Origin of the sequence: Lysinibacillus sp. FSL M8-0134, assembly GCF_038069745.1 — a bacterium.
GTDB lineage: Bacteria > Bacillota > Bacilli > Bacillales_A > Planococcaceae > Lysinibacillus > Lysinibacillus irui.
The window spans coordinates 3875509-3894462 of record NZ_JBBPAJ010000001.1 but is presented as its reverse complement, the minus strand read 5'-3'; the positions used below and the strand labels follow the sequence as shown (position 1 = coordinate 3894462).

19 protein-coding genes and 1 riboswitch are annotated in these 18954 nt (G+C 38.9%); of the genes, 18 read left to right on the top strand and 1 reads right to left on the bottom strand.

Going from position 1 to position 18954, the window contains the following annotated elements; genetic code table 11:
- The first annotated feature begins 145 nt into the window (after positions 1–145).
- The 14 genes from MKY49_RS19845 (at position 146) to purD (ending at position 14245) form a co-directional block, all read left to right on the top strand.
- Positions 146–406: a hypothetical protein gene (locus MKY49_RS19845; RefSeq protein WP_322606346.1), complete on the top strand. Its 261-nt coding sequence runs from the start codon at positions 146–148 to the stop codon at positions 404–406.
- Between the two features lie 242 nt (positions 407–648).
- Positions 649–843, top strand: a complete 195-nt coding sequence (locus tag MKY49_RS19840; protein ID WP_274794601.1) for an NETI motif-containing protein — start codon at positions 649–651, stop codon at positions 841–843.
- Positions 844–936: 93 nt separating this feature from the next.
- A riboswitch (purine riboswitch) is annotated at positions 937–1035 on the top strand.
- Positions 1036–1241: 206 nt separating this feature from the next.
- Positions 1242–1730: a 5-(carboxyamino)imidazole ribonucleotide mutase gene (purE, locus tag MKY49_RS19835; protein ID WP_312507250.1), complete on the top strand. Its 489-nt coding sequence runs from the start codon at positions 1242–1244 to the stop codon at positions 1728–1730.
- On the top strand, positions 1727–2851 hold the full coding sequence (gene purK / locus MKY49_RS19830; protein WP_274794599.1) for a 5-(carboxyamino)imidazole ribonucleotide synthase: 1125 nt from the start codon (positions 1727–1729) through the stop codon (positions 2849–2851). The genes purE and purK overlap by 4 nt, the downstream gene beginning before the upstream one ends.
- A 13-nt stretch (positions 2852–2864) precedes the next feature.
- Positions 2865–4160, top strand: coding sequence for an adenylosuccinate lyase (purB, locus tag MKY49_RS19825; RefSeq protein ID WP_274794598.1), 1296 nt, complete (start codon positions 2865–2867; stop codon positions 4158–4160).
- A gap of 120 nt (positions 4161–4280) precedes the next feature.
- Positions 4281–4991, top strand: coding sequence for a phosphoribosylaminoimidazolesuccinocarboxamide synthase (gene purC, locus MKY49_RS19820; protein ID WP_312507249.1), 711 nt, complete (start codon positions 4281–4283; stop codon positions 4989–4991).
- Positions 4992–4993: 2 nt separating this feature from the next.
- Entirely contained in the window at positions 4994–5242 is a 249-nt protein-coding gene (gene purS, locus MKY49_RS19815) for a phosphoribosylformylglycinamidine synthase subunit PurS (protein WP_274794596.1), read from the top strand.
- Between the two features lie 2 nt (positions 5243–5244).
- The gene (gene purQ, locus MKY49_RS19810) at positions 5245–5928 is read left to right on the top strand and encodes a phosphoribosylformylglycinamidine synthase subunit PurQ (protein ID WP_054611985.1); all 684 of its coding nucleotides are present in this window, start codon (positions 5245–5247) and stop codon (positions 5926–5928) included.
- Positions 5915–8149, top strand: a complete 2235-nt coding sequence (purL, locus tag MKY49_RS19805; protein WP_322606345.1) for a phosphoribosylformylglycinamidine synthase subunit PurL — start codon at positions 5915–5917, stop codon at positions 8147–8149. Before purQ ends, purL begins: the two co-directional genes overlap by 14 nt.
- The gene (purF, locus tag MKY49_RS19800) at positions 8125–9549 is read left to right on the top strand and encodes an amidophosphoribosyltransferase (protein WP_274794594.1); all 1425 of its coding nucleotides are present in this window, start codon (positions 8125–8127) and stop codon (positions 9547–9549) included. The genes purL and purF overlap by 25 nt, the downstream gene beginning before the upstream one ends.
- Positions 9550–9643: 94 nt before the next feature.
- Entirely contained in the window at positions 9644–10699 is a 1056-nt protein-coding gene (purM, locus tag MKY49_RS19795; protein ID WP_274794593.1) for a phosphoribosylformylglycinamidine cyclo-ligase, read from the top strand.
- Entirely contained in the window at positions 10699–11268 is a 570-nt protein-coding gene (purN, locus tag MKY49_RS19790; protein ID WP_341386903.1) for a phosphoribosylglycinamide formyltransferase, read from the top strand. Before purM ends, purN begins: the two co-directional genes overlap by 1 nt.
- Positions 11269–11380: 112 nt before the next feature.
- Complete coding sequence (purH, locus tag MKY49_RS19785) at positions 11381–12907, top strand: bifunctional phosphoribosylaminoimidazolecarboxamide formyltransferase/IMP cyclohydrolase (RefSeq protein ID WP_274794590.1); 1527 nt, start codon at positions 11381–11383, stop codon at positions 12905–12907.
- 81 nt (positions 12908–12988) lie between these two features.
- Positions 12989–14245: a phosphoribosylamine--glycine ligase gene (gene purD / locus MKY49_RS19780; RefSeq protein ID WP_312507244.1), complete on the top strand. Its 1257-nt coding sequence runs from the start codon at positions 12989–12991 to the stop codon at positions 14243–14245.
- 114 nt (positions 14246–14359) lie between these two features.
- On the opposite strand, the gene MKY49_RS19775 is transcribed toward purD, so the two are convergent.
- Positions 14360–14773 (bottom strand): YgaP-like transmembrane domain, encoded by a 414-nt coding sequence (locus tag MKY49_RS19775; RefSeq protein WP_274794588.1) that lies wholly within the window; start codon positions 14771–14773, stop codon positions 14360–14362.
- A 199-nt stretch (positions 14774–14972) separates the two neighbouring features.
- Between MKY49_RS19775 and MKY49_RS19770 the strand changes: the two genes are divergently transcribed.
- From MKY49_RS19770 to MKY49_RS19755, 4 genes are all read left to right on the top strand, one after another.
- Positions 14973–16694 carry an adenine deaminase C-terminal domain-containing protein gene (locus tag MKY49_RS19770; protein WP_312507243.1) on the top strand — a complete coding sequence of 574 codons (1722 nt, stop codon included), beginning with the start codon at positions 14973–14975 and terminating at the stop codon, positions 16692–16694.
- Between the two features lie 62 nt (positions 16695–16756).
- Positions 16757–17812, top strand: a complete 1056-nt coding sequence (locus MKY49_RS19765; protein WP_319023456.1) for a DUF3048 domain-containing protein — start codon at positions 16757–16759, stop codon at positions 17810–17812.
- 15 nt (positions 17813–17827) lie between these two features.
- Positions 17828–18148, top strand: coding sequence for a YerC/YecD family TrpR-related protein (locus MKY49_RS19760; protein WP_004225717.1), 321 nt, complete (start codon positions 17828–17830; stop codon positions 18146–18148).
- Positions 18149–18259: 111 nt separating this feature from the next.
- The gene (locus MKY49_RS19755; RefSeq protein WP_274794585.1) at positions 18260–18949 is read left to right on the top strand and encodes a heptaprenylglyceryl phosphate synthase; all 690 of its coding nucleotides are present in this window, start codon (positions 18260–18262) and stop codon (positions 18947–18949) included.
- Positions 18950–18954 lie beyond the last annotated feature (5 nt).

Here is an 18954-nt window from a genome sequence, read left to right as displayed (position 1 = left end):
ATTTATGAAAAGCCATGGACATATTCCATGGCTTTTTTTGTTATGTGCACTATTCATAAAATGTTATAATAAATAAAGCTATTTCCATACATTTTGACAATTCACTGAACTGTACACAATCGGATTTGATAATGGAGGAATTAAAATGAGACGTATCATTTTTTCTACTATTTCAATCTTATGCTTATTAATAACAATCTTTATGTTTGGGTATGATTCAACGAAATGGTATGGGAGCTTTTTAAAACTTCTCTATGACGTAAATATGTTTATGCCGTTTATATTAGCAGGGATAGGTATGATCAGTGCCATTTTCGGTATTAAAGGTGATTATCGTATGGTTCTTGTTGTCCTTCATTCATTTATACTACTTCTTTTTTTAGGCATTTATATAAAAGCTTTTTAATAGTAATAGGTAAGCATTGCCGAAGGAGATAGATTTTCAAATTTAATAAGAAACGATTCTTAAAGAAGAACTTAATAAAATTTAGGTTCTTCTTTTTTATATAAGGAGACTACTAAGGATTTGAATATGATATAGACACTAAAAATCATTATTAAGTTCATGCATACTTCTATAAGCAACTAAAGGTATAATGGAGTACAAGTAGTAAAGATGCAAAACGTGAAGTGGAAAGGAAGAAGAAGTTGGGAAAAAAACAAATTTGGTATGAAGTACAAGAAAATGAATCCATAGAAGAGTGTTTAGCAAGAATGCGACAAGACGGTTATATGGCCATTGGACGAAAAGAAGAGCCTCTTTTTCATATCGTCAATGGTGAACCAACCTATTTGCGTCAAAAAATTCAATTTAAAGCTATTCCTGCGCAAGATACGGAATGATTATGACTAAAATCCGAACGTTTTTTTTGCACTTATAAAAAATGTTCGCATTTTTGCATTGACGATAAGGTGATCACTTGTTAAAATGTGATAAGGAAAAACAAATATATCCCACATATATGCTAGAGGATTGGCTCTAGTGTCTCTACCCGGCACCGTAAATGCTGGACTATGCGGGAAAGCACTTTTGGCATATGATGAGAAACTCTATGTGCAGTTTGTACATAGGTATATTCTTGTTCTGATAAGTCCTCAAGTAAGCTGCTTTCACGTGTAGTAGTAGAGAGTAGTTTATTTGGGGATTTTCTTTGTATAAGATAAGAATTGCAGTGCTATTAAAAATAGATGCTAGCACAATAACTGATCATTTTTCTATCGTTTAAAAGGAGCGACAATTTATGAATCCGAAAATCGGTGTCATTATGGGTAGTTCAAGTGACTGGGAAACAATGAAACATGCATGTGATATTTTAGATGAATTACAAGTACCGTACGAAAAAAAGGTTGTATCTGCACATCGTACACCTGATTTAATGTTTGAATATGCAGAGCTTGCTCGTGAGCGAGGAATACAAGTAATTATCGCTGGAGCAGGTGGGGCTGCACATTTACCAGGAATGGTGGCAGCTAAAACAACGTTGCCTGTAATTGGAGTTCCAGTTCAGTCACGTGCACTTAATGGACTTGATTCATTATTATCCATTGTTCAAATGCCTGGTGGTGTACCTGTAGCAACTGTAGCTATTGGCAAAGCAGGAGCAACAAATGCAGGATTACTTGCAGCTCAAATTTTGTCAACAACAGATTCAGAACTTGCCAATAAATTAGATGCTAGACGTGAAGCAACAAAGCAGCAAGTATTAGAAAGCACAGGTGACTTAGTGTGACGAAGATTATTTATCCTGGACAAACGATAGGTATTATAGGTGGTGGCCAACTTGGTCGGATGATGGCACTTGCTGCTAAAGAGTCTGGATTTAAAATTGCTGTTCTTGAACCTGCAATGGACTCACCGTGTGGACAGGTAGCTGATATTCGTATTGTAGCCCCATATGATGATGAAGCTGCTTTAGAAGAGCTTGCAGAAGTAAGTGATGTCATCACGTATGAATTTGAAAATATTGATTATGAAGGCTTAAAGCGTTTATCACAAATGGCTTACGTTCCACAAGGGGCGGAGTTGGTACGCATTACACAAAACCGTGTAACAGAGAAAGACGCTATTGTGAAAGCTGGTTGTCCAGTAGCTCCATATATTGTTGCAAAAACTTATGAAGAATTAGTAGCCAATATTGATTCGATTGGGTATCCTTGTATAGTCAAAACAGCAAGAGGTGGCTATGATGGCAAAGGGCAGCAGCTTTTAAAATCAACTGACGATCTACCTTTAGCGAAAGATTTATTCACGCATTCTCAATGTATTGCAGAAGGCTTTGTTCCTTTCGTTAAGGAAGTATCGGTCATTGTTCAAAGAAATGGCCACGGTGAATCGTATTGTCAGCCAGTTGGAGAGAACATTCATGTTCATCATATTCTACATGAAACAATTGTGCCTGCTCGCATATCAGAAAGTACAGCTCAAGCTGCAGAACGTGAAGCTTTAAAAATTGCAGATTACTTACATTTAGTAGGAACGTTAGCGGTAGAAATGTTTGTGTTAGAAGATGGTGGGATTGTTATTAATGAATTAGCACCGAGACCTCATAATTCTGGTCACTATTCAATAGAGGCATGTAATGTTTCTCAATTCCATCAGCATATTCGAGCTGTCTGTGGTTGGCCATTACGAAAACCAGAACTTTGGGCACCATCTATTATGGTCAATGTATTAGGGCAGCATGTCGTGCCACTTAGTAACTCAATTGCTAAATATCCTGAATGGTCCATCCATCTTTATGGGAAAGCTGAAGCTAAGGTCAACCGTAAGATGGGCCATGTAACGATTATGACAAAAGACATAGAGGAAACACTACAACAAATCGAGAGTTCTGGCATCTGGTCAGAATAGAAGGAGATACGCGATGATTGAACGTTACACAAGACCCGAAATGGGCGCAATTTGGACAGAACAAAATAAATACCAAGCTTGGCTAGAAGTTGAAATTTTAGCTTGTGAGGCTTGGGCTGAAATAGGGGATATCCCAAAAGAGGATGTTGCTAAAATTCGTGAAAATGCTTCATTTGATGTGAACCGTATTTTAGAGATTGAACAAGAAACTCGTCATGATGTTGTTGCCTTTACACGTGCCGTTTCTGAAACACTTGGTGAAGAACGTAAGTGGGTACATTATGGTTTGACTTCTACAGACGTAGTGGACACAGCATTATCTTATTTAATCAAACAAGCAAATGATATTTTACGCAAAGACATTGTGAATTTCATTGATATTATTGCTGCTAAGGCAAAAGAACATAAATATACAGTTATGATGGGACGTACACATGGTGTTCATGCAGAACCAACAACTTTCGGTTTAAAACTTGGTTTATGGTATGAGGAAATGAAGCGTAACCTTGAACGTTTTGAAGCAGCAGCTAAAGTAATTGAAACTGGGAAAATGTCTGGAGCCGTTGGAACATATGCCAACATCGATCCTCGTGTTGAACAATATGTATGCGATAAATTAGGACTTACAGCATCACCGATTTCAACACAGACTTTACAGCGTGATCGCCATGCACAGTATTTAAGTGCCTTAGCTTTAATCGCTACATCTATTGAAAAATTCGCAACAGAAATTCGCGGCTTACAGAAATCAGAAACACGCGAAGTAGAAGAAGCTTTTGCAAAAGGACAAAAAGGGTCATCAGCAATGCCACATAAACGTAATCCAATTGGTTCTGAAAACATGGTTGGTATGTCTCGTTTAATGCGTGGATACATGGTGACAGCGTATGAGAATGTTGCTTTATGGCATGAGCGTGATATTTCTCATTCATCCGCAGAGCGCGTTATTTTACCGGATGCAACAATTACTCTTAACTATATGTTAAATCGCTTCGGTAATATTGTGAAAAACTTAACAGTATTCCCTGAAAATATGAAACGTAATATGGATCGCACATTTGGTCTAATTTATTCTCAACGCATCTTGTTAGCATTGATAGATAAAGGCTTAGTACGTGAAGAAGCCTATGATACAGTACAGCCTTTAGCGATGCAGGCATGGGACGAGCAAGTTCAGTTCCGTACATTAGTCGATGCAAGTGAAAAAATCACATCTTATTTAACTAAGGAAGAGCTGGATGAGTGTTTTGATTACAACTACCACTTACAGCATGTTGATATGATTTTTGAACGATTAGGACTTATCTAATATTTAAACTTTCTAAATGTTAGAGCCCACTAGTAAATGTTTCAGAGTTGGATCGTGGTGACACGATTCAATTCTGGACATTAATACAAGCGTATCTATAATATCAGGGGGAAAAACGACATGACTAAAGGTCAACTTTTGTATGAAGGTAAAGCAAAAAAATTGTACACAACTGAGGAAGAAAATGTGCTTCTTGTTGAGTATAAGGATAGTGCAACAGCATTCAATGGTGAAAAAAAAGAAGAAATAGAAGGCAAGGGCATTTTAAATAATCGCATTACTTCATTAATTTTCGAAAAATTACAAGCAAACGGAATTGCGTCACATTTCGTAAAACAATTATCTGATACGCAACAACTTGTAAAAAAAGTAGAAATTATTCCGATTGAAGTGGTTGTTCGTAATATAGCTGCTGGAAGTTTAGCAAAACGTCTTGGTCTGGAAGAAGGCACAGCTTTAAAAAGACCAATCGTCGAATTTTATTATAAAGATGATGAGTTAGGCGATCCCCTTATTACAACAGAGCATATAGATGTTCTTGACCTTGCGACTTCTACTGAAGTAACTGCTATTTATGATGGGGCACTAGCGGTTAACAAAGTTCTACAGCCAATCTTTGCAGATGTTAATGTGACACTAATTGATTTCAAATTAGAATTTGGCCGTGATACGAATGGCAATGTATTATTAGCTGATGAAATTTCACCGGATACTTGCAGACTTTGGGATGCAACAACAAAGCAAAAGTTAGACAAAGATGTTTTTCGTCGTGACCTTGGTAATTTAACTGAAGTTTATACTATTATACTTTCTAGACTCGGAGGCAAATAACAATGAAAAAAGTAAAAATCTATGTAACATTACGTGAGAGCATTCTTGACCCACAAGGCTCTGCAGTACAAGGTTCTTTAGCTAAAATGGGCTACGGTGAAGTAGCGGATTTACGTATCGGTAAATATCTTGAACTAACAATTAAAGATACAGAACGTGACATTGATACTCTAGTAAAAGAAATGTGTGAAAAGGTTTTAACGAACGTTGTAATTGAAGACTACCGTTACGAAGTCGAGGAGGCTAACTAATCATGAAATTCGCAGTACTCGTATTCCCTGGGTCAAACTGTGACATCGATATGTATCATGCCATTAAAGACGAGCTAGGTGAAGAAGTAGAATATGTATGGCATACAGCAACAGATCTAAGTGGGTTTGATGGCGTTTTAGTACCTGGAGGCTTCTCTTACGGAGATTATCTTCGTTGTGGTGCAATGGCTAATCAATCTAACATTATGGCAGAGGTTAAAAAAGCAGCTGATGCTGGTAAACCAGTTCTAGGTGTATGTAATGGCTTCCAAATCCTAACAGAAGCTGGTTTATTGCCAGGAGCTTTACTGCGCAATAAAAATTTAAAATTTATGTGCCGCACAGTACAGCTAAAAGTTGAAAACAACAATACATTATTTACAAATCAATATGAGCAAGGTCAAATCATTAATATTCCAATCGCACATGGTGAAGGAAATTACTACTGTGATGAGGAAACATTACAATCACTAAAAGATAATAATCAAATTGTATTCACATACTCAGGTGATAATCCAAACGGTTCTTTAGAAGATATCGCAGGGATTATAAATGAACGCGGCAATGTATTAGGGATGATGCCACACCCAGAGCGTGCTGTTGATGCACTGGTGGGCGGAGCTGACGGTCTAGCAGTATTTAAATCAATTGTGAAGCAGTGGAGGGAAAATCATGTCAACAACTAAGTTTGAGCCAACAGCACAGCAAATTAAAGATGAAAAGCTATACGCTGGTATGGGGATGTCAGACGAAGAATTTGCAATGGTAGAAGGTATTTTAGGACGTCTACCTAACTGGACAGAGACAGGTCTTTTCTCAGTAATGTGGTCTGAGCACTGCTCTTACAAAAATTCAAAGCCAGTATTACGTAAATTCCCTACAAAAGGTCCTCAAGTTTTACAAGGACCAGGTGAAGGCGCAGGGATTGTCGATATTGGTGACGAACAAGCAGTAGTATTTAAAATGGAATCTCATAACCATCCATCTGCGATTGAACCTTATCAAGGAGCTGCTACTGGTGTAGGCGGTATTATTCGTGATGTTTTCTCTATGGGTGCACGTCCAATCGCCATGTTAAATTCATTACGCTTTGGTGAATTAAAATCGGCGCGTGGTAAATATCTTTTTGAAGAAGTCGTTGCTGGTATTGCTGGGTATGGTAACTGTATTGGAATTCCAACAGTAGGCGGTGAAATTCAATTTGATCCGTGTTATGAAGGAAATCCACTAGTAAATGCGATGTGTGTCGGTTTAATCGACCATAAGGATATTCAACGTGGTATTGCAGCTGGCGTAGGTAATACAGTTATGTACGTTGGTGCGAAAACAGGTCGTGACGGAATTCATGGTGCAACATTTGCCTCCGAAGAATTAACTGAGGAATCAGAAAACCAACGTCCAGCAGTACAAGTGGGAGATCCATTTATGGAGAAGCTTTTACTTGAAGCTTGTTTAGAGGTTGTCAAATCCGATGCTTTAGTTGGTATTCAAGATATGGGTGCTGCTGGTCTTACTTCTTCTTCAGCAGAAATGGCATCAAAGGCTGGTTCTGGTGTAGAAATGAACTTAGACTTAGTCCCTCAACGTGAGACAGGTATGACAGCTTATGAAATGATGTTATCTGAGTCTCAAGAACGTATGCTACTAGTTGTGAAAAAAGGTCGCGAAGATGAAATTAAAGCGATTTTTGATAAATATGATTTAGATGCTGTTGCAATCGGTCGAGTGACTGATGATAAAATGCTTCGTTTATTACACAACGGAGAAGTTGTAGCTGAAGTACCTGCTGATGCACTTGCAGAAGATGCACCCGTTTATCATAAGCCATCTGCAGAGCCTGCATACTATGCAGAGTTCCAAGCAATTGAAAATACAGAGCCTGTTGTGACAGATTACAAAGAGACATTAAATGCATTATTAAGAGCACCAACAATTGCCTCTAAAGAGTGGGTATATGATCAATATGATTATCAAGTGCGTACATCCACAGTTGTTAAACCGGGATCTGATGCTGCCGTTATTCGTGTACGTGGTACAAATAAAGGTTTAGCAATGACAACAGACTGTAACTCTCGTTATATTTACCTAGATCCAGAAGTGGGCGGTGCTATTGCTGTAGCTGAAGCAGCTCGTAATATCGTGGCAACTGGTGGTACGCCACTTGCCATTACAGACTGCTTGAACTTTGGTAATCCAGAGAAACCAGAAATCTTCTGGCAAATTGAAAAATCTGCTGATGGTATTTCAGCTGCATGTACGGCATTAAATTCCCCAGTTATTGGTGGTAACGTCTCACTTTACAATGAACGTTCAGGCGAAGCGGTTTATCCAACGCCAACAATTGGTATGGTTGGTCTTATTGAAGATTTAGCTCATGTCACTACACAAGAAGTAAAATCTGCAGGAGATATCGTATTTGTGATTGGTGAGACTAAAACCGAGTTTGGTGGGTCAGAGCTTCAAAAACTATTAAATAATGGGGTTATTTCAGGGAAAGCACCTGCCATCGATTTAGATGTAGAAGCAGCACGTCAGCAAGCTTTATTAAAGGCTATTAAAGCTGGTCTTGTACAATCAGCTCATGACGTAGCTGAAGGTGGCCTAGCGGTGGCTATTGCTGAAACAACATTCGGTGCAAACGGTCTTGGTGTTGATGTAACATTATCAGGCTCTGCAACCACTGCATTATTCAGCGAGAGTCAATCTCGTTTTGTTGTAACAGTTAAAGAAGAAAATACAGCTGCATTTGTAGAAATTATGAAAGACGCTCAAAAAATTGGTGTCGTAACAAACGATGCACTAGTTAAAATCAACGGGGACAAAGGTGTGCTTGTAGAAGGTACAGTGGAGGAATTCCGTTCTAATTGGAAAGGAGCAATCCCATGCTTGCTGAACTCAGAGGCTTAAACGAAGAATGTGGGGTGTTTGGTATTTGGGGTAACCCAAATCCAGCACACCTTAGCTATTACGGGCTCCATGCTCTTCAACACCGTGGACAAGAAGGTGCTGGAATTGTCGTTTCAGACGGTCAGCATCTTCGCGCGGTGAAAGGCGAAGGACTAGTTAATGATGTTTTCAACGAAGAAAAATTAAAAGCAGTGGACGGCAAAGCAGCTATTGCTCATGTTCGTTACACGACTGCTGGTGGTGGCGGTATTGAAAATGTCCAGCCATTATTATTCCATTCCTCAACTGGTAGCCTTTCAATTGCCCATAACGGTAACTTGGTCAATGCGACACATTTAAAACAGTATTTAGAGCGACAAGGTAGTATTTTTCATTCAAGCTCTGATACAGAAGTGCTGGCGCATCTTATTAAGAAAAGCTCACATTCACCTTTCCGTGCGAAAGTGAAAAATGCCCTTTCTTTATTAAAGGGAGCGTATTCTTTCTTAATTATGACAAAGGATGAAATGCTTGTTGCACGTGATCCACATGGTTTACGTCCATTATCTCTAGGAAAGCTAGGAGATGGCTGGGTGGTAGCTTCTGAAACTTGTGCATTTGATTTAATTGGTGCAGAATTCGTTCGTTCTGTGGAACCAGGAGAACTAATCATTATTAACGATGAGGGTGTCAAATCAGATCGTTTTGCTGATATGGAAAAGCGTTCTATGTGTGCAATGGAGTATGTCTATTTAGCACGTCCTGACTCTGATATTGACGGTATTAACGTTCACATGGCACGTAAACGTATGGGGAAACAGCTTGCTCGTGAATGTGCGCATATTGAGGCTGATGTTGTAACAGGTGTACCTGATTCAAGTATTTCAGCAGCAATCGGCTTTGCAGAGGAAAGTGGTATCCCTTATGAACTAGGTCTTATTAAAAATCGCTATGTTGGTCGTACGTTTATTCAACCAACACAAGAATTACGTGAACGTGGCGTAAAAATGAAGCTTTCACCAGTTGTTCAAGTCGTAAAGGGTAAACGTGTAGTTATGGTGGACGACTCCATTGTTCGCGGCACAACATCACGTCGTATTGTCAAAATGTTAAAAGATGCTGGTGCAGCAGAGGTCCATGTTGTGATCTCATCTCCGCCGATGACAAACCCTTGTTATTATGGCATTGATACTTCCACACATGAGGAACTGATTGCCTCTAGTCATAATGTAGATGAAATTCGTGAAGCGATCGGTGCAGATTCTTTGACGTTCCTTTCTGTTGAAGGAATGGTAGAGACCATCGCTCGTCCCTATGAAGATGACAACCGTGGACTATGCTTAGCATGTTTTACAGGCAAATATCCAACCGAGATTTTCCCGGATACCATCTTACCACATGAAAAAGAACTGTTACGTTAAGAAAAATATCGCAACGAATTAGTGACCTCTAGAAGGTTGTACAGTGATTCTAGAATAATAATTAGGCGATTCGGATGATAAGGAGGAACTCTGCGTGTCAAAGGCATATGAACAAGCAGGTGTAAATATAGAAGCGGGCTATGAAGCCGTTAAACGAATGAAGTCTCATGTTGAACGTACAAACCGTCTTGGTGTTATGGGAACGTTCGGTGGCTTTGGTGGCATGTTTGACTTGTCAGAACTTCAACTTAAAGAACCTGTTCTTATTTCAGGGACAGATGGTGTTGGAACAAAGCTAAAGCTAGCATTTATGGTAGATAAGCACGATACAATTGGCGTTGACTGTGTAGCCATGTGTGTTAATGATATAGTTGCCCAGGGAGCAGAGCCCTTGTACTTTTTAGATTACGTAGCTCTTGGAAAAGCTGAGCCTGCAAAAATCGAACAGATTGTTAAAGGTGTTGCAGATGGCTGTGTGCAATCTGGTGCGGCATTAATAGGTGGCGAAACCGCTGAAATGCCTGGTCTATATGAAGAGGATGAATATGATCTAGCTGGCTTTGCTGTAGGTGCATGCGAAAAATCTGACATTATTACAGGAGAAAAAATCGTAGAAGGTGATGTCCTAATTGGTATTGCATCAAGCGGTGTACATTCAAACGGTTATTCTTTAGTGCGTAAAATTGTCTTTGCAGATCATCAATACAAGGTTGATGCTGTTGTAGAAGGCTATGAAGATTTAGGACCAATTGGTGAGGCACTTCTCGTACCAACAAAGCTATATGCTAAGCCAGTATTAGCTGCTTTAAAGGCAGCCGATGTACATGGCTGTGCACATGTTACGGGTGGAGGATTCTATGAAAATCTACCACGTATGATGCCTGAAGGATTAGCAACTGAAATCGACCTAGGTTCTTGGCCTGTATTACGTATCTTTGAATTCCTGAAAGATAAAGGTCAGTTAGAAGATAAAGATTTATATAATGTGTTTAATATGGGTATTGGTTTTGTAATAGCTGTACCAGCAGATGAAGCTGATAAAGTCATCACAGCAGTAGAAGCAAATGGCGAAAAAGCATATACAATCGGCCGTGTTATTAAAGGTGAAGGCGTAGTATTTAATGGCTCACATGATGGGAGTCTAGTGTAATGACTGCACCAACAAAAATAGCCGTGTTTGCTTCAGGCAGCGGTAGTAATTTTCAAGCTATTCAAGAAGCTATTGATCGTGGGGAACTGCATGCAAAGGTTGAACTTGTGGTGACAGATAAGCCCGGTGCTTTTGTAGTGACACGTGCTGAAAACTTTGGGATTCCCGTGTTAGCTTTAAACCCAAAGGAATTTTCATCGAAGGCTGCTTACGAGAATGCTATTATTGATGCTTTACAAGAATGCAATGTTAAATGGATTGTACTTGCAGGATATATGCGTTTAATTAGTGACGTATTATTAGCCGCATTTCCACAACGAATAGTTAATATTCATCCTTCTTTATTGCCAGCATTCCCTGGAAAGGACGCCATCGGACAGGCAATGAATCATGGTGTGAAAATCACAGGTGTAACGGTCCATTTTGTAGATGAAGGGATGGATACTGGCCCGATTATCGCTCAGGCTGCAGTACCTGTTATAGAAGGAAATCAGGAGGCAACAGAAGCGGCCATTCACGAGCAAGAGCATCTATTATATACAAAAGCTTTAAAGCAATTATTACAGTAACTAAAGAGGAGTTAGGTCGAGAGCCTTACTCAGCAAATAAGACCTAACTCTATTAATCTATTAAGCAAGTCTATTCGCGCAAAAGCGCGATAAAAATTAGGAGGATATTGTTGTGACAAAACGTGCATTAATCAGTGTTTCCAATAAGGATGGTATTTTAGAATTTGCAAAGGAATTAGTAGCATTAGGTTATGAAATTTTATCAACTGGCGGTACAAAAAAAATGCTACAGGACAATGCAGTAGCTGTAACAGCAGTAGATGAAGTAACGAAATTCCCAGAAATTTTAGATGGCCGTGTTAAAACATTAAATCCAATGATTCACGGTGGTCTATTAGGGAAGTTTGACGATGCATCTCATCAAGCACAAATGAATGAGCATGGAATTGAGCCAATTGAGATTGTATGTGTTAATCTATATCCATTTGTTGAAACAATTTCAAAGCCTAATGTAACATGGGATGATGCAATTGAAAACATTGATATCGGTGGTCCAACAATGTTACGTTCTGCTGCAAAAAACCATCAATATGTAACAGTAATCGTGGACAGCAATGACTATGCAACCGTATTAGAAGAACTAAAAGCTAATGGTGCAACGACAATTGAAACACGTCGAAAACTAGCTGCAAAAGTTTTCCGTCACACAGCCGCTTATGATTCTTATATCTCAAACTACCTGACAGAGGAAGAGTTCCCAGAGAGCTTAACGATGACATATGAATTGAAGCAAAACTTACGCTATGGTGAAAACCCGCACCAAAAAGCTGCATTCTACCAAAAACGCCTTGGCTCTGATTTCTCATTAGCCTATGCAACACAATTACATGGTAAAGAGCTATCCTACAACAACATTCAAGATGGAAATGCAGCATTACAAATTGTAAAAGAATTTGAAAAGCCAGCTGCAGTAGCAGTGAAGCATATGAATCCATGTGGTGTTGGAACAGGTAACACATTAGAGGCAGCATTTGATAAAGCTTATGAAGCAGATCCAACATCTATTTTTGGTGGTATTATCGCATTAAATATGGAAGTGGATGCAGCAACGGCTGAGAAACTAAGTCATATTTTCCTTGAAATTATTATCGCACCAGCTTTCTCACAAGAAGCATTAGACATTTTAACCAAAAAGAAAAATATTCGCTTATTAACTATTCCTTTCGAACAAGCAAAACAAGATCAATTCAATGTAGTATCAGTTGAAGGCGGCCTGCTTGTACAAGAGCCAGATCGCTATGGCTTTGGCAATGCAGATATTAAGGTAGTGACAGATCGTGAGCCAACAGAACAAGAATGGGATGCACTACAACTTGGTTGGTCGGTTGTAAAGCATGTTAAATCAAATGCGATTGTTGTCACAGATTCTCATATGACACTTGGTGTAGGTGCAGGCCAAATGAACCGCGTTGGGGCAGCTAAAATTGCATTTGAGCAAGCAGGAGAAAAAGCAAAAGGTGCAGCACTAGCATCAGATGCATTTTTCCCAATGAGTGATACTGTTGAAGCTGCTGCTGCTGCTGGAATTACAGCGATTATTCAACCAGGTGGCTCAATCAAGGATCAAGATTCTATTGATAAAGCAAATGAATATGGTATTGCAATGGTATTTACAGGTGTACGCCATTTTAAACACTAATTGACTAAACATATAGAAAGCAAAACAGACCGAGATGTTGGTTCATCTCGGTCTTACTCACAAAGAGGAGGATTCTCTAAAATGAATGTATTAGTAATAGGAAGTGGCGGTCGTGAGCATGCAATTGCTAAGCAATTTAGTATATCTCCATCCGTTAACAAAGTATTTGTCGCGCCAGGCAATGATGGCATGCGAGGCGAGGTAGAAGTGGTGTCTATTGATTCAATGGACTTTGCAGGTCTCGCTCAATTTGCTAAGGAAAATGATATTGCTTTAACATTTGTTGGTCCTGAACAGCCGCTTGCTGAGGGGATTGTTGATTTCTTTACAGCTCGTGACTTACGTATTTTTGGCCCTACAAAAGTTGCGGCTCAAATAGAAAGTAGTAAATCCTATGCGAAAGAAATTATGAACAAATACAACATCCCTACTGCAGCCTATGAAACGTTTACTGAAGCAGAAAAGGCAATAGCTTATATTAAAGAACAAGGAGCGCCTATCGTAATAAAAGCAGATGGTTTAGCTGCTGGTAAGGGCGTTGTTGTAGCGATGACAGAGAAAGAAGCTATTGCTGCCGTGCAGGATATGATTGGGAACCAACGATTCGGTGAATCTTCTTCACGTGTTGTCATTGAAGAGTTTTTAGATGGGGAAGAATTCTCCTTTATGTCCTTTGTGCATAAAGGACAAATTTATCCAATGGTTATTGCACAGGATCATAAACGTGCTTATGACGGGGATAAAGGACCAAACACTGGAGGAATGGGTGCTTATTCACCAGTACCACAAATTTCACAAGAGGTAGTTGATATTGCATTTCAAACGATTGTAGAGCCTACTGTTAAAGGAATGGAGGCTGATGGCGCTTCCTTTACAGGTATCTTATATGCAGGGTTGATTTTAACGAAAAATGGCCCTCAGGTAATAGAATTTAATGCACGTTTCGGTGATCCAGAAACACAAGTAGTCTTACCGCGCATGGTTTCAGATTTTGGGGCATTTATGATGGCATTAATGGATGAACAGCCATTTGATCTGCAATGGTCTGAAGAAGCAATGTTAGGTGTTGTCATTGCGGCAGAAGGATACCCTGGTGATGTTGAAAAAGGTAAAGCGTTACCAAATTTAGAGGCACTTTCTACAACACATGCAGTATACCATGCTGGTACAAAACTAGTGGACGGCCGATTTGTTGGTAATGGTGGACGTGTATTACTTATCGGTGCAAAAGCGTCTACATTACAGGAAGCACAGGAAAAAGTATATGCAGGCATAGCCACAGAAAAGTGGGATCACTTTTTCTACCGTAAAGATATTGGCTGGCGTACATTTAAGTAAACGTATTTTTACTAAAATTTAAAGTAATTTTTAATCAACTTTTGAAACCTCTTGTTGATTCAAAACGTAAGAGGTAAGAGCCGTCTCAATAATAGATTGGGACGGCTCCTTTGACTAAGAAGGATTTTGAGCGTTATTGCTACTTGTTGAGGAATTTTGAGTTGAAGTGCTGGTATCAGATTGCTTTGAAGTAGTAGCTTGAGAACCTGAAGAATTACCAGAAATAGCAGAAGAAAAATCCTTCATGAGCTTATCGATTTGTTCAGAAGACATAGAATTTTGCCCGCTGAACATACTTTGCATAGAGGTGTTCATGGCATTTTGCATATTGGAGTTTAAGATTGACTTTGTTGGACAATATTTAAACAATCCCTCTGCCATTTTCATGGCACCTAATGCAATCATCAATCGACCTTTTGTACAATTAGGATTTCTTGAAACTTTCGCGATACCAAATGCTGTCAAACCTGTACCCATGGCAAAACGACAAAATGCATTTTTTTCGCTTAAATTTGCTTGCTGCATCATCAAACTTCCTCCTTTAGTCATTGTGGAAAAAATTAGCGAGGTGCACTTTGCTTTATGAAAGTGCTGTGTTACGATTGAAACAAGATGATTGCATAAAGCATAATTTTTAAGAAAATATGCGATTATGCAGTAGTAGTATGTGATTTCAAGTTGGATTTACACAATGAAAAATTACGTAATTTAGGAAGGAGCGAATAGCATGGATCCAGTATGGAAAATAACAACATTACGTCAGCAATTAGCAGTAATCGATGGGAAAAAGGCACCTGATATCGTGCTGAAAAATGCACGTTATTTGCATAGTATGTTGAAACAATTTACAGTGGGAAACATTTGGATTTTAGGAGATCGCATTGTCTATGCTGGTGATAGAATGCCTCCTTTATTAGAAGGAACAGAAGTCGTGGATTGTACAGGAAAAACAATTGTACCTGGCTATATTGAACCTCATGTTCATCCATTCCAGCTTTACCATCCACAGTCATTTGCAGATTTTTGTGGTCAGCTTGGAACAACGACATTTATTTCGGATAATTTAAGCTTTGTTTTAAATTTAGAAAATAAGAAAGCGTTTTCAATTTTAGATAATTTGAAAAAGCTACCGTTTTCTTTTTATTGGTGGACTCGCTTTGATTCACAAACAGAGCTTGAACAAGAGGAAGAAGTTTTCTCTAATACCTCGATATTAGAGTGGTTAGAGCGAAGTGATGTCCTGCTTGGTGGAGAATTGACGGGCTGGCCAAAGCTACTACATGGCGATGATCAAATGCTTTATCGTATGCAAATGGCAAAGGGTCTAGGTAAAAAGATTGAAGGACATTTTCCTGGTGCTTCAGAAAGAACGTTAGCACGCATGAAATTACTTGGTGCTGATGGTGACCATGAGGCGATGACAGTGGAAGAGGTTGAGCGACGCATTATGCAAGGCTATGCCGTAACATTACGCCATTCTTCAATTCGTCCAGATTTACCCGATCTGCTAAAAGGAATAGTAGAAAAAGAACTTCCTATTTTTGATCATTTAATGATGACAACGGATGGCTCGCCACCTTCATTCCATGAGGATGGTGTAATGGATAAATGCATACAAGCTGCCTTAGATGCGGGGGTATCTCCAATTGATGCCTACCAAATGGCATCTTATAATGTGGCACGCTATTATAATATGTCTAATTTACATGGTTTTATCGCGACAGGACGTTTTGCTTCTATAAATATTTTACAAGATGAATATCATCCTGTTCCAGAAAGTGTCTTATCTAAAGGTGTTTGGCTAAAGCGTGATGGTGAACGTGTGCATAAACTTGCAACAATAGATTATTCAGCTATTCCTGCATTTGATTTAGATTTTTCATTAGATTCACAGGATTTCCAGTTTTCTATGCCGTTTGGAATTGCGCTTGTTAATGATGTCATTACAAAACCTTATAATTCATTGATTACAAGAGAAGGTCAGCTTGCCAATCATGATGAATGTTATTTAATGCTAATAAATCGAGAAGGAAACTGGCATGTTAATACAATGATTAAAGGGTTCGCAACCGATGTCCAAGGCTTTGCATCCTCCTATTCAAACACAGGCGATATTTTATTAATCGGAAAAAATAAAGACGATATGATCAAAGCCTTTGAAGAAATGAAGGCAATGAATGGCGGTATTGTTCTGGTCGAAAAAGGGGAAGTCGTAGCAGATATACCACTAACAATAGGCGGTCTTTTATATGATGGGGATGTACTAACACTAATGGAGAAAGAAAAGGCTTTAAAGCAAGCTTTAGCCGATCGAGGCTATCAACTAGGGGATGCCATTTACACGCTATTATTTTTACAATCTACTCATTTACCATATATTCGCATCACACCAAAAGGAATTTTCGATGTAATGAAGAATAAGTTATTATTGCCTGCTGTTATGCGCTAATTGGTGAAAGTGTTTCAAAACAATTGCAGTTATGTGTAATTGTTTAAAGGAGAGGTATGCTTGTGTTCAAATCGAAGAAAATATTGATTGCTATGGCTTTTAGTGCCTTCGTAATCGGGGGATGTTCGAAGGAAGCGCCAAAGGTTAAAGAAGATGATGAAAATGTAGTGGAGGAAGAAACAGTAGTTGAAGAAACTGTACAACAACCAGAATTCGTGGCACCCCTTACTGGGGAGGCTGTGCAGAAGGAAATTACACAGCGGCCTATTATGGTGACAATCAATAATCATCCAGCAGCACGTCCACAATCTGGTTTAGCTGCTGCAGATATTATTTATGAAATGCTTGCGGAAGGTAATGTGACACGCTTTTTAGCAATCTACCAAAGTGAACTACCGGAAAATATTGGGCCTGTGCGTAGTGCGCGCTCCTATTTTATCGATATGGCAAAGGGATATGATGCCTTTTACGTAGCACATGGCTATAGCCCTGAAGCGAAAACCATGCTTGATAATCGTATAGTAGACAATATTAATGGGATGGCTTATGATGGCATACTTTTTAAACGTTCTAGCGATCGTGTGGCTCCGCACAATTCATATATTACATCAGAAAACATTGTAAAAGGTGCTAAAATGGTAGACGCTTCAATGAATTACAGTGAAAAAGTACTTCAGGGTTTTTATGAACCCAATGAACGTGGTAAAATAGGCATTGAAACAAGTCAAGTTGACATTTACTACGGAAATAATGAAGATTTCCACAACTCGTATGTGTATGATCATCAAAGTAATCACTATGAACGACAATCGGCTGGCGTGGACACAAAAGATATGTTAACGGGCGAAACAATATCATTAGCAAATGTCCTGTTTTTTGAAATGGATCACCAAATAATTGATGATATCGGTCGCCAAGAAATTGATTTAACGTCTGGTGGAAATGCGTACGTATTTCAAAATGGCTATTTGAGGGAAGTTGAATGGTCTAATGTGAATGGAATACCGACCGCTGTAGAGCAATCAGGAGAACCTGTAAAGCTTGTACCAGGAAAGTCTTGGGTTCACTTCGTACCATCTTCACCAGGGTTACAAGCAATGGTGAAAACGCAGCCTTAAAGGGAGGAAAATTGCATGCAAATCGAAAAAATTCGGGGGCATCAAACAGATCAATTATTTAAAGCAGTGTTAGAGCTGAAAGACATCGAGGAATGCTATAAGTTTTTTGATGATTTATGTACGATTAGTGAAATTCAATCGTTGGCACAACGCTTTGAGGTTGCACATTTATTACGTTTAAAGAAAACCTACGAATCCATTAAAAAGGAAACTGGGGCAAGTACAGCTACTATTTCACGTGTGCGTCGTTGCTTCGATTATGGAAATGATACATATGATGAAATGCTAGGTCGTTTGTATCCTGATGAAAAACCATTCCAAGCACCAAAAGAATAGTAGGAAAAAGAGACTGGGTAGAAGTTCTACTCAGTCTTTTTCATTTTTTTGTCGTTCATCATAAGCTATACTTGTAAACGAATAGATAGAAAATGATAGGTGGTAAAATAAATGGATTATTTAGAATGGAGACATGTGTTCAAGCTTGATCCAGCAAAGGACATTTCAGATGAAGACTTAGAAAAAATTTGTGAATCTGGGACAGACGTTATTTTGGTTGGCGGAACAGACAACGTGACATTAGATGGGGTATTAGATTTACTTGTACGTGTGCGTCGCTTTGAAGTCCCTATAGCTCTTGAGATTTCTACCATTGATGCCGTTACACCAGGCTATGACTATTATTTTATCCCAACTGTATTAAATAGTGATGACCCAAAATGGATTAAAAATTTACATCATGAAGCCATTAGAGAATACGGAGATATTATGGTGTGGGATGAATTAGTTGCCGAGGGATATTGCATTTTAAATCCAGATTGTAAAGTAGCAGAAGTAACAGGCGCAAAAACTGATTTAACCATTGATGATGTCGTAGCTTATGCACGGATGGCAGAAAATTTCTTTAAGCTTCCAGTCTTTTATTTAGAATACAGTGGAGTTTATGGGAATCTAGAAGTAGTTAGCACAGTAAAAAATGAGCTAAAGCATACGAAGCTCTTTTATGGTGGAGGAATTACATCTGCAAAGCAGGCAGAGGAAATGGCACAGTTTGCAGATACAGTAGTAGTTGGAAATATTATTTATGAAGATATAAAAGCTGCACTTTCGACTGTTAAGGCTGTGAAAAATACGTTATAATTTTT

Coding starts and splice junctions, on each gene's coding strand:
- purN (WP_341386903.1), top strand. CDS start 10,699: ATGACTGCACCAACAAAAATAGCCGTGTTTGCTTCAGGCAGCGGTAGT.
- MKY49_RS19770 (WP_312507243.1), top strand. CDS start 14,973: ATGGATCCAGTATGGAAAATAACAACATTACGTCAGCAATTAGCAGTA.
- purE (WP_312507250.1), top strand. CDS start 1,242: ATGAATCCGAAAATCGGTGTCATTATGGGTAGTTCAAGTGACTGGGAA.
- purL (WP_322606345.1), top strand. CDS start 5,915: ATGTCAACAACTAAGTTTGAGCCAACAGCACAGCAAATTAAAGATGAA.
- MKY49_RS19755 (WP_274794585.1), top strand. CDS start 18,260: ATGGATTATTTAGAATGGAGACATGTGTTCAAGCTTGATCCAGCAAAG.
- purB (WP_274794598.1), top strand. CDS start 2,865: ATGATTGAACGTTACACAAGACCCGAAATGGGCGCAATTTGGACAGAA.
- purQ (WP_054611985.1), top strand. CDS start 5,245: ATGAAATTCGCAGTACTCGTATTCCCTGGGTCAAACTGTGACATCGAT.
- MKY49_RS19845 (WP_322606346.1), top strand. CDS start 146: ATGAGACGTATCATTTTTTCTACTATTTCAATCTTATGCTTATTAATA.
- purF (WP_274794594.1), top strand. CDS start 8,125: ATGCTTGCTGAACTCAGAGGCTTAAACGAAGAATGTGGGGTGTTTGGT.
- purD (WP_312507244.1), top strand. CDS start 12,989: ATGAATGTATTAGTAATAGGAAGTGGCGGTCGTGAGCATGCAATTGCT.
- MKY49_RS19760 (WP_004225717.1), top strand. CDS start 17,828: ATGCAAATCGAAAAAATTCGGGGGCATCAAACAGATCAATTATTTAAA.
- MKY49_RS19775 (WP_274794588.1), bottom strand. CDS start 14,773: ATGATGCAGCAAGCAAATTTAAGCGAAAAAAATGCATTTTGTCGTTTT.
- purC (WP_312507249.1), top strand. CDS start 4,281: ATGACTAAAGGTCAACTTTTGTATGAAGGTAAAGCAAAAAAATTGTAC.
- purS (WP_274794596.1), top strand. CDS start 4,994: ATGAAAAAAGTAAAAATCTATGTAACATTACGTGAGAGCATTCTTGAC.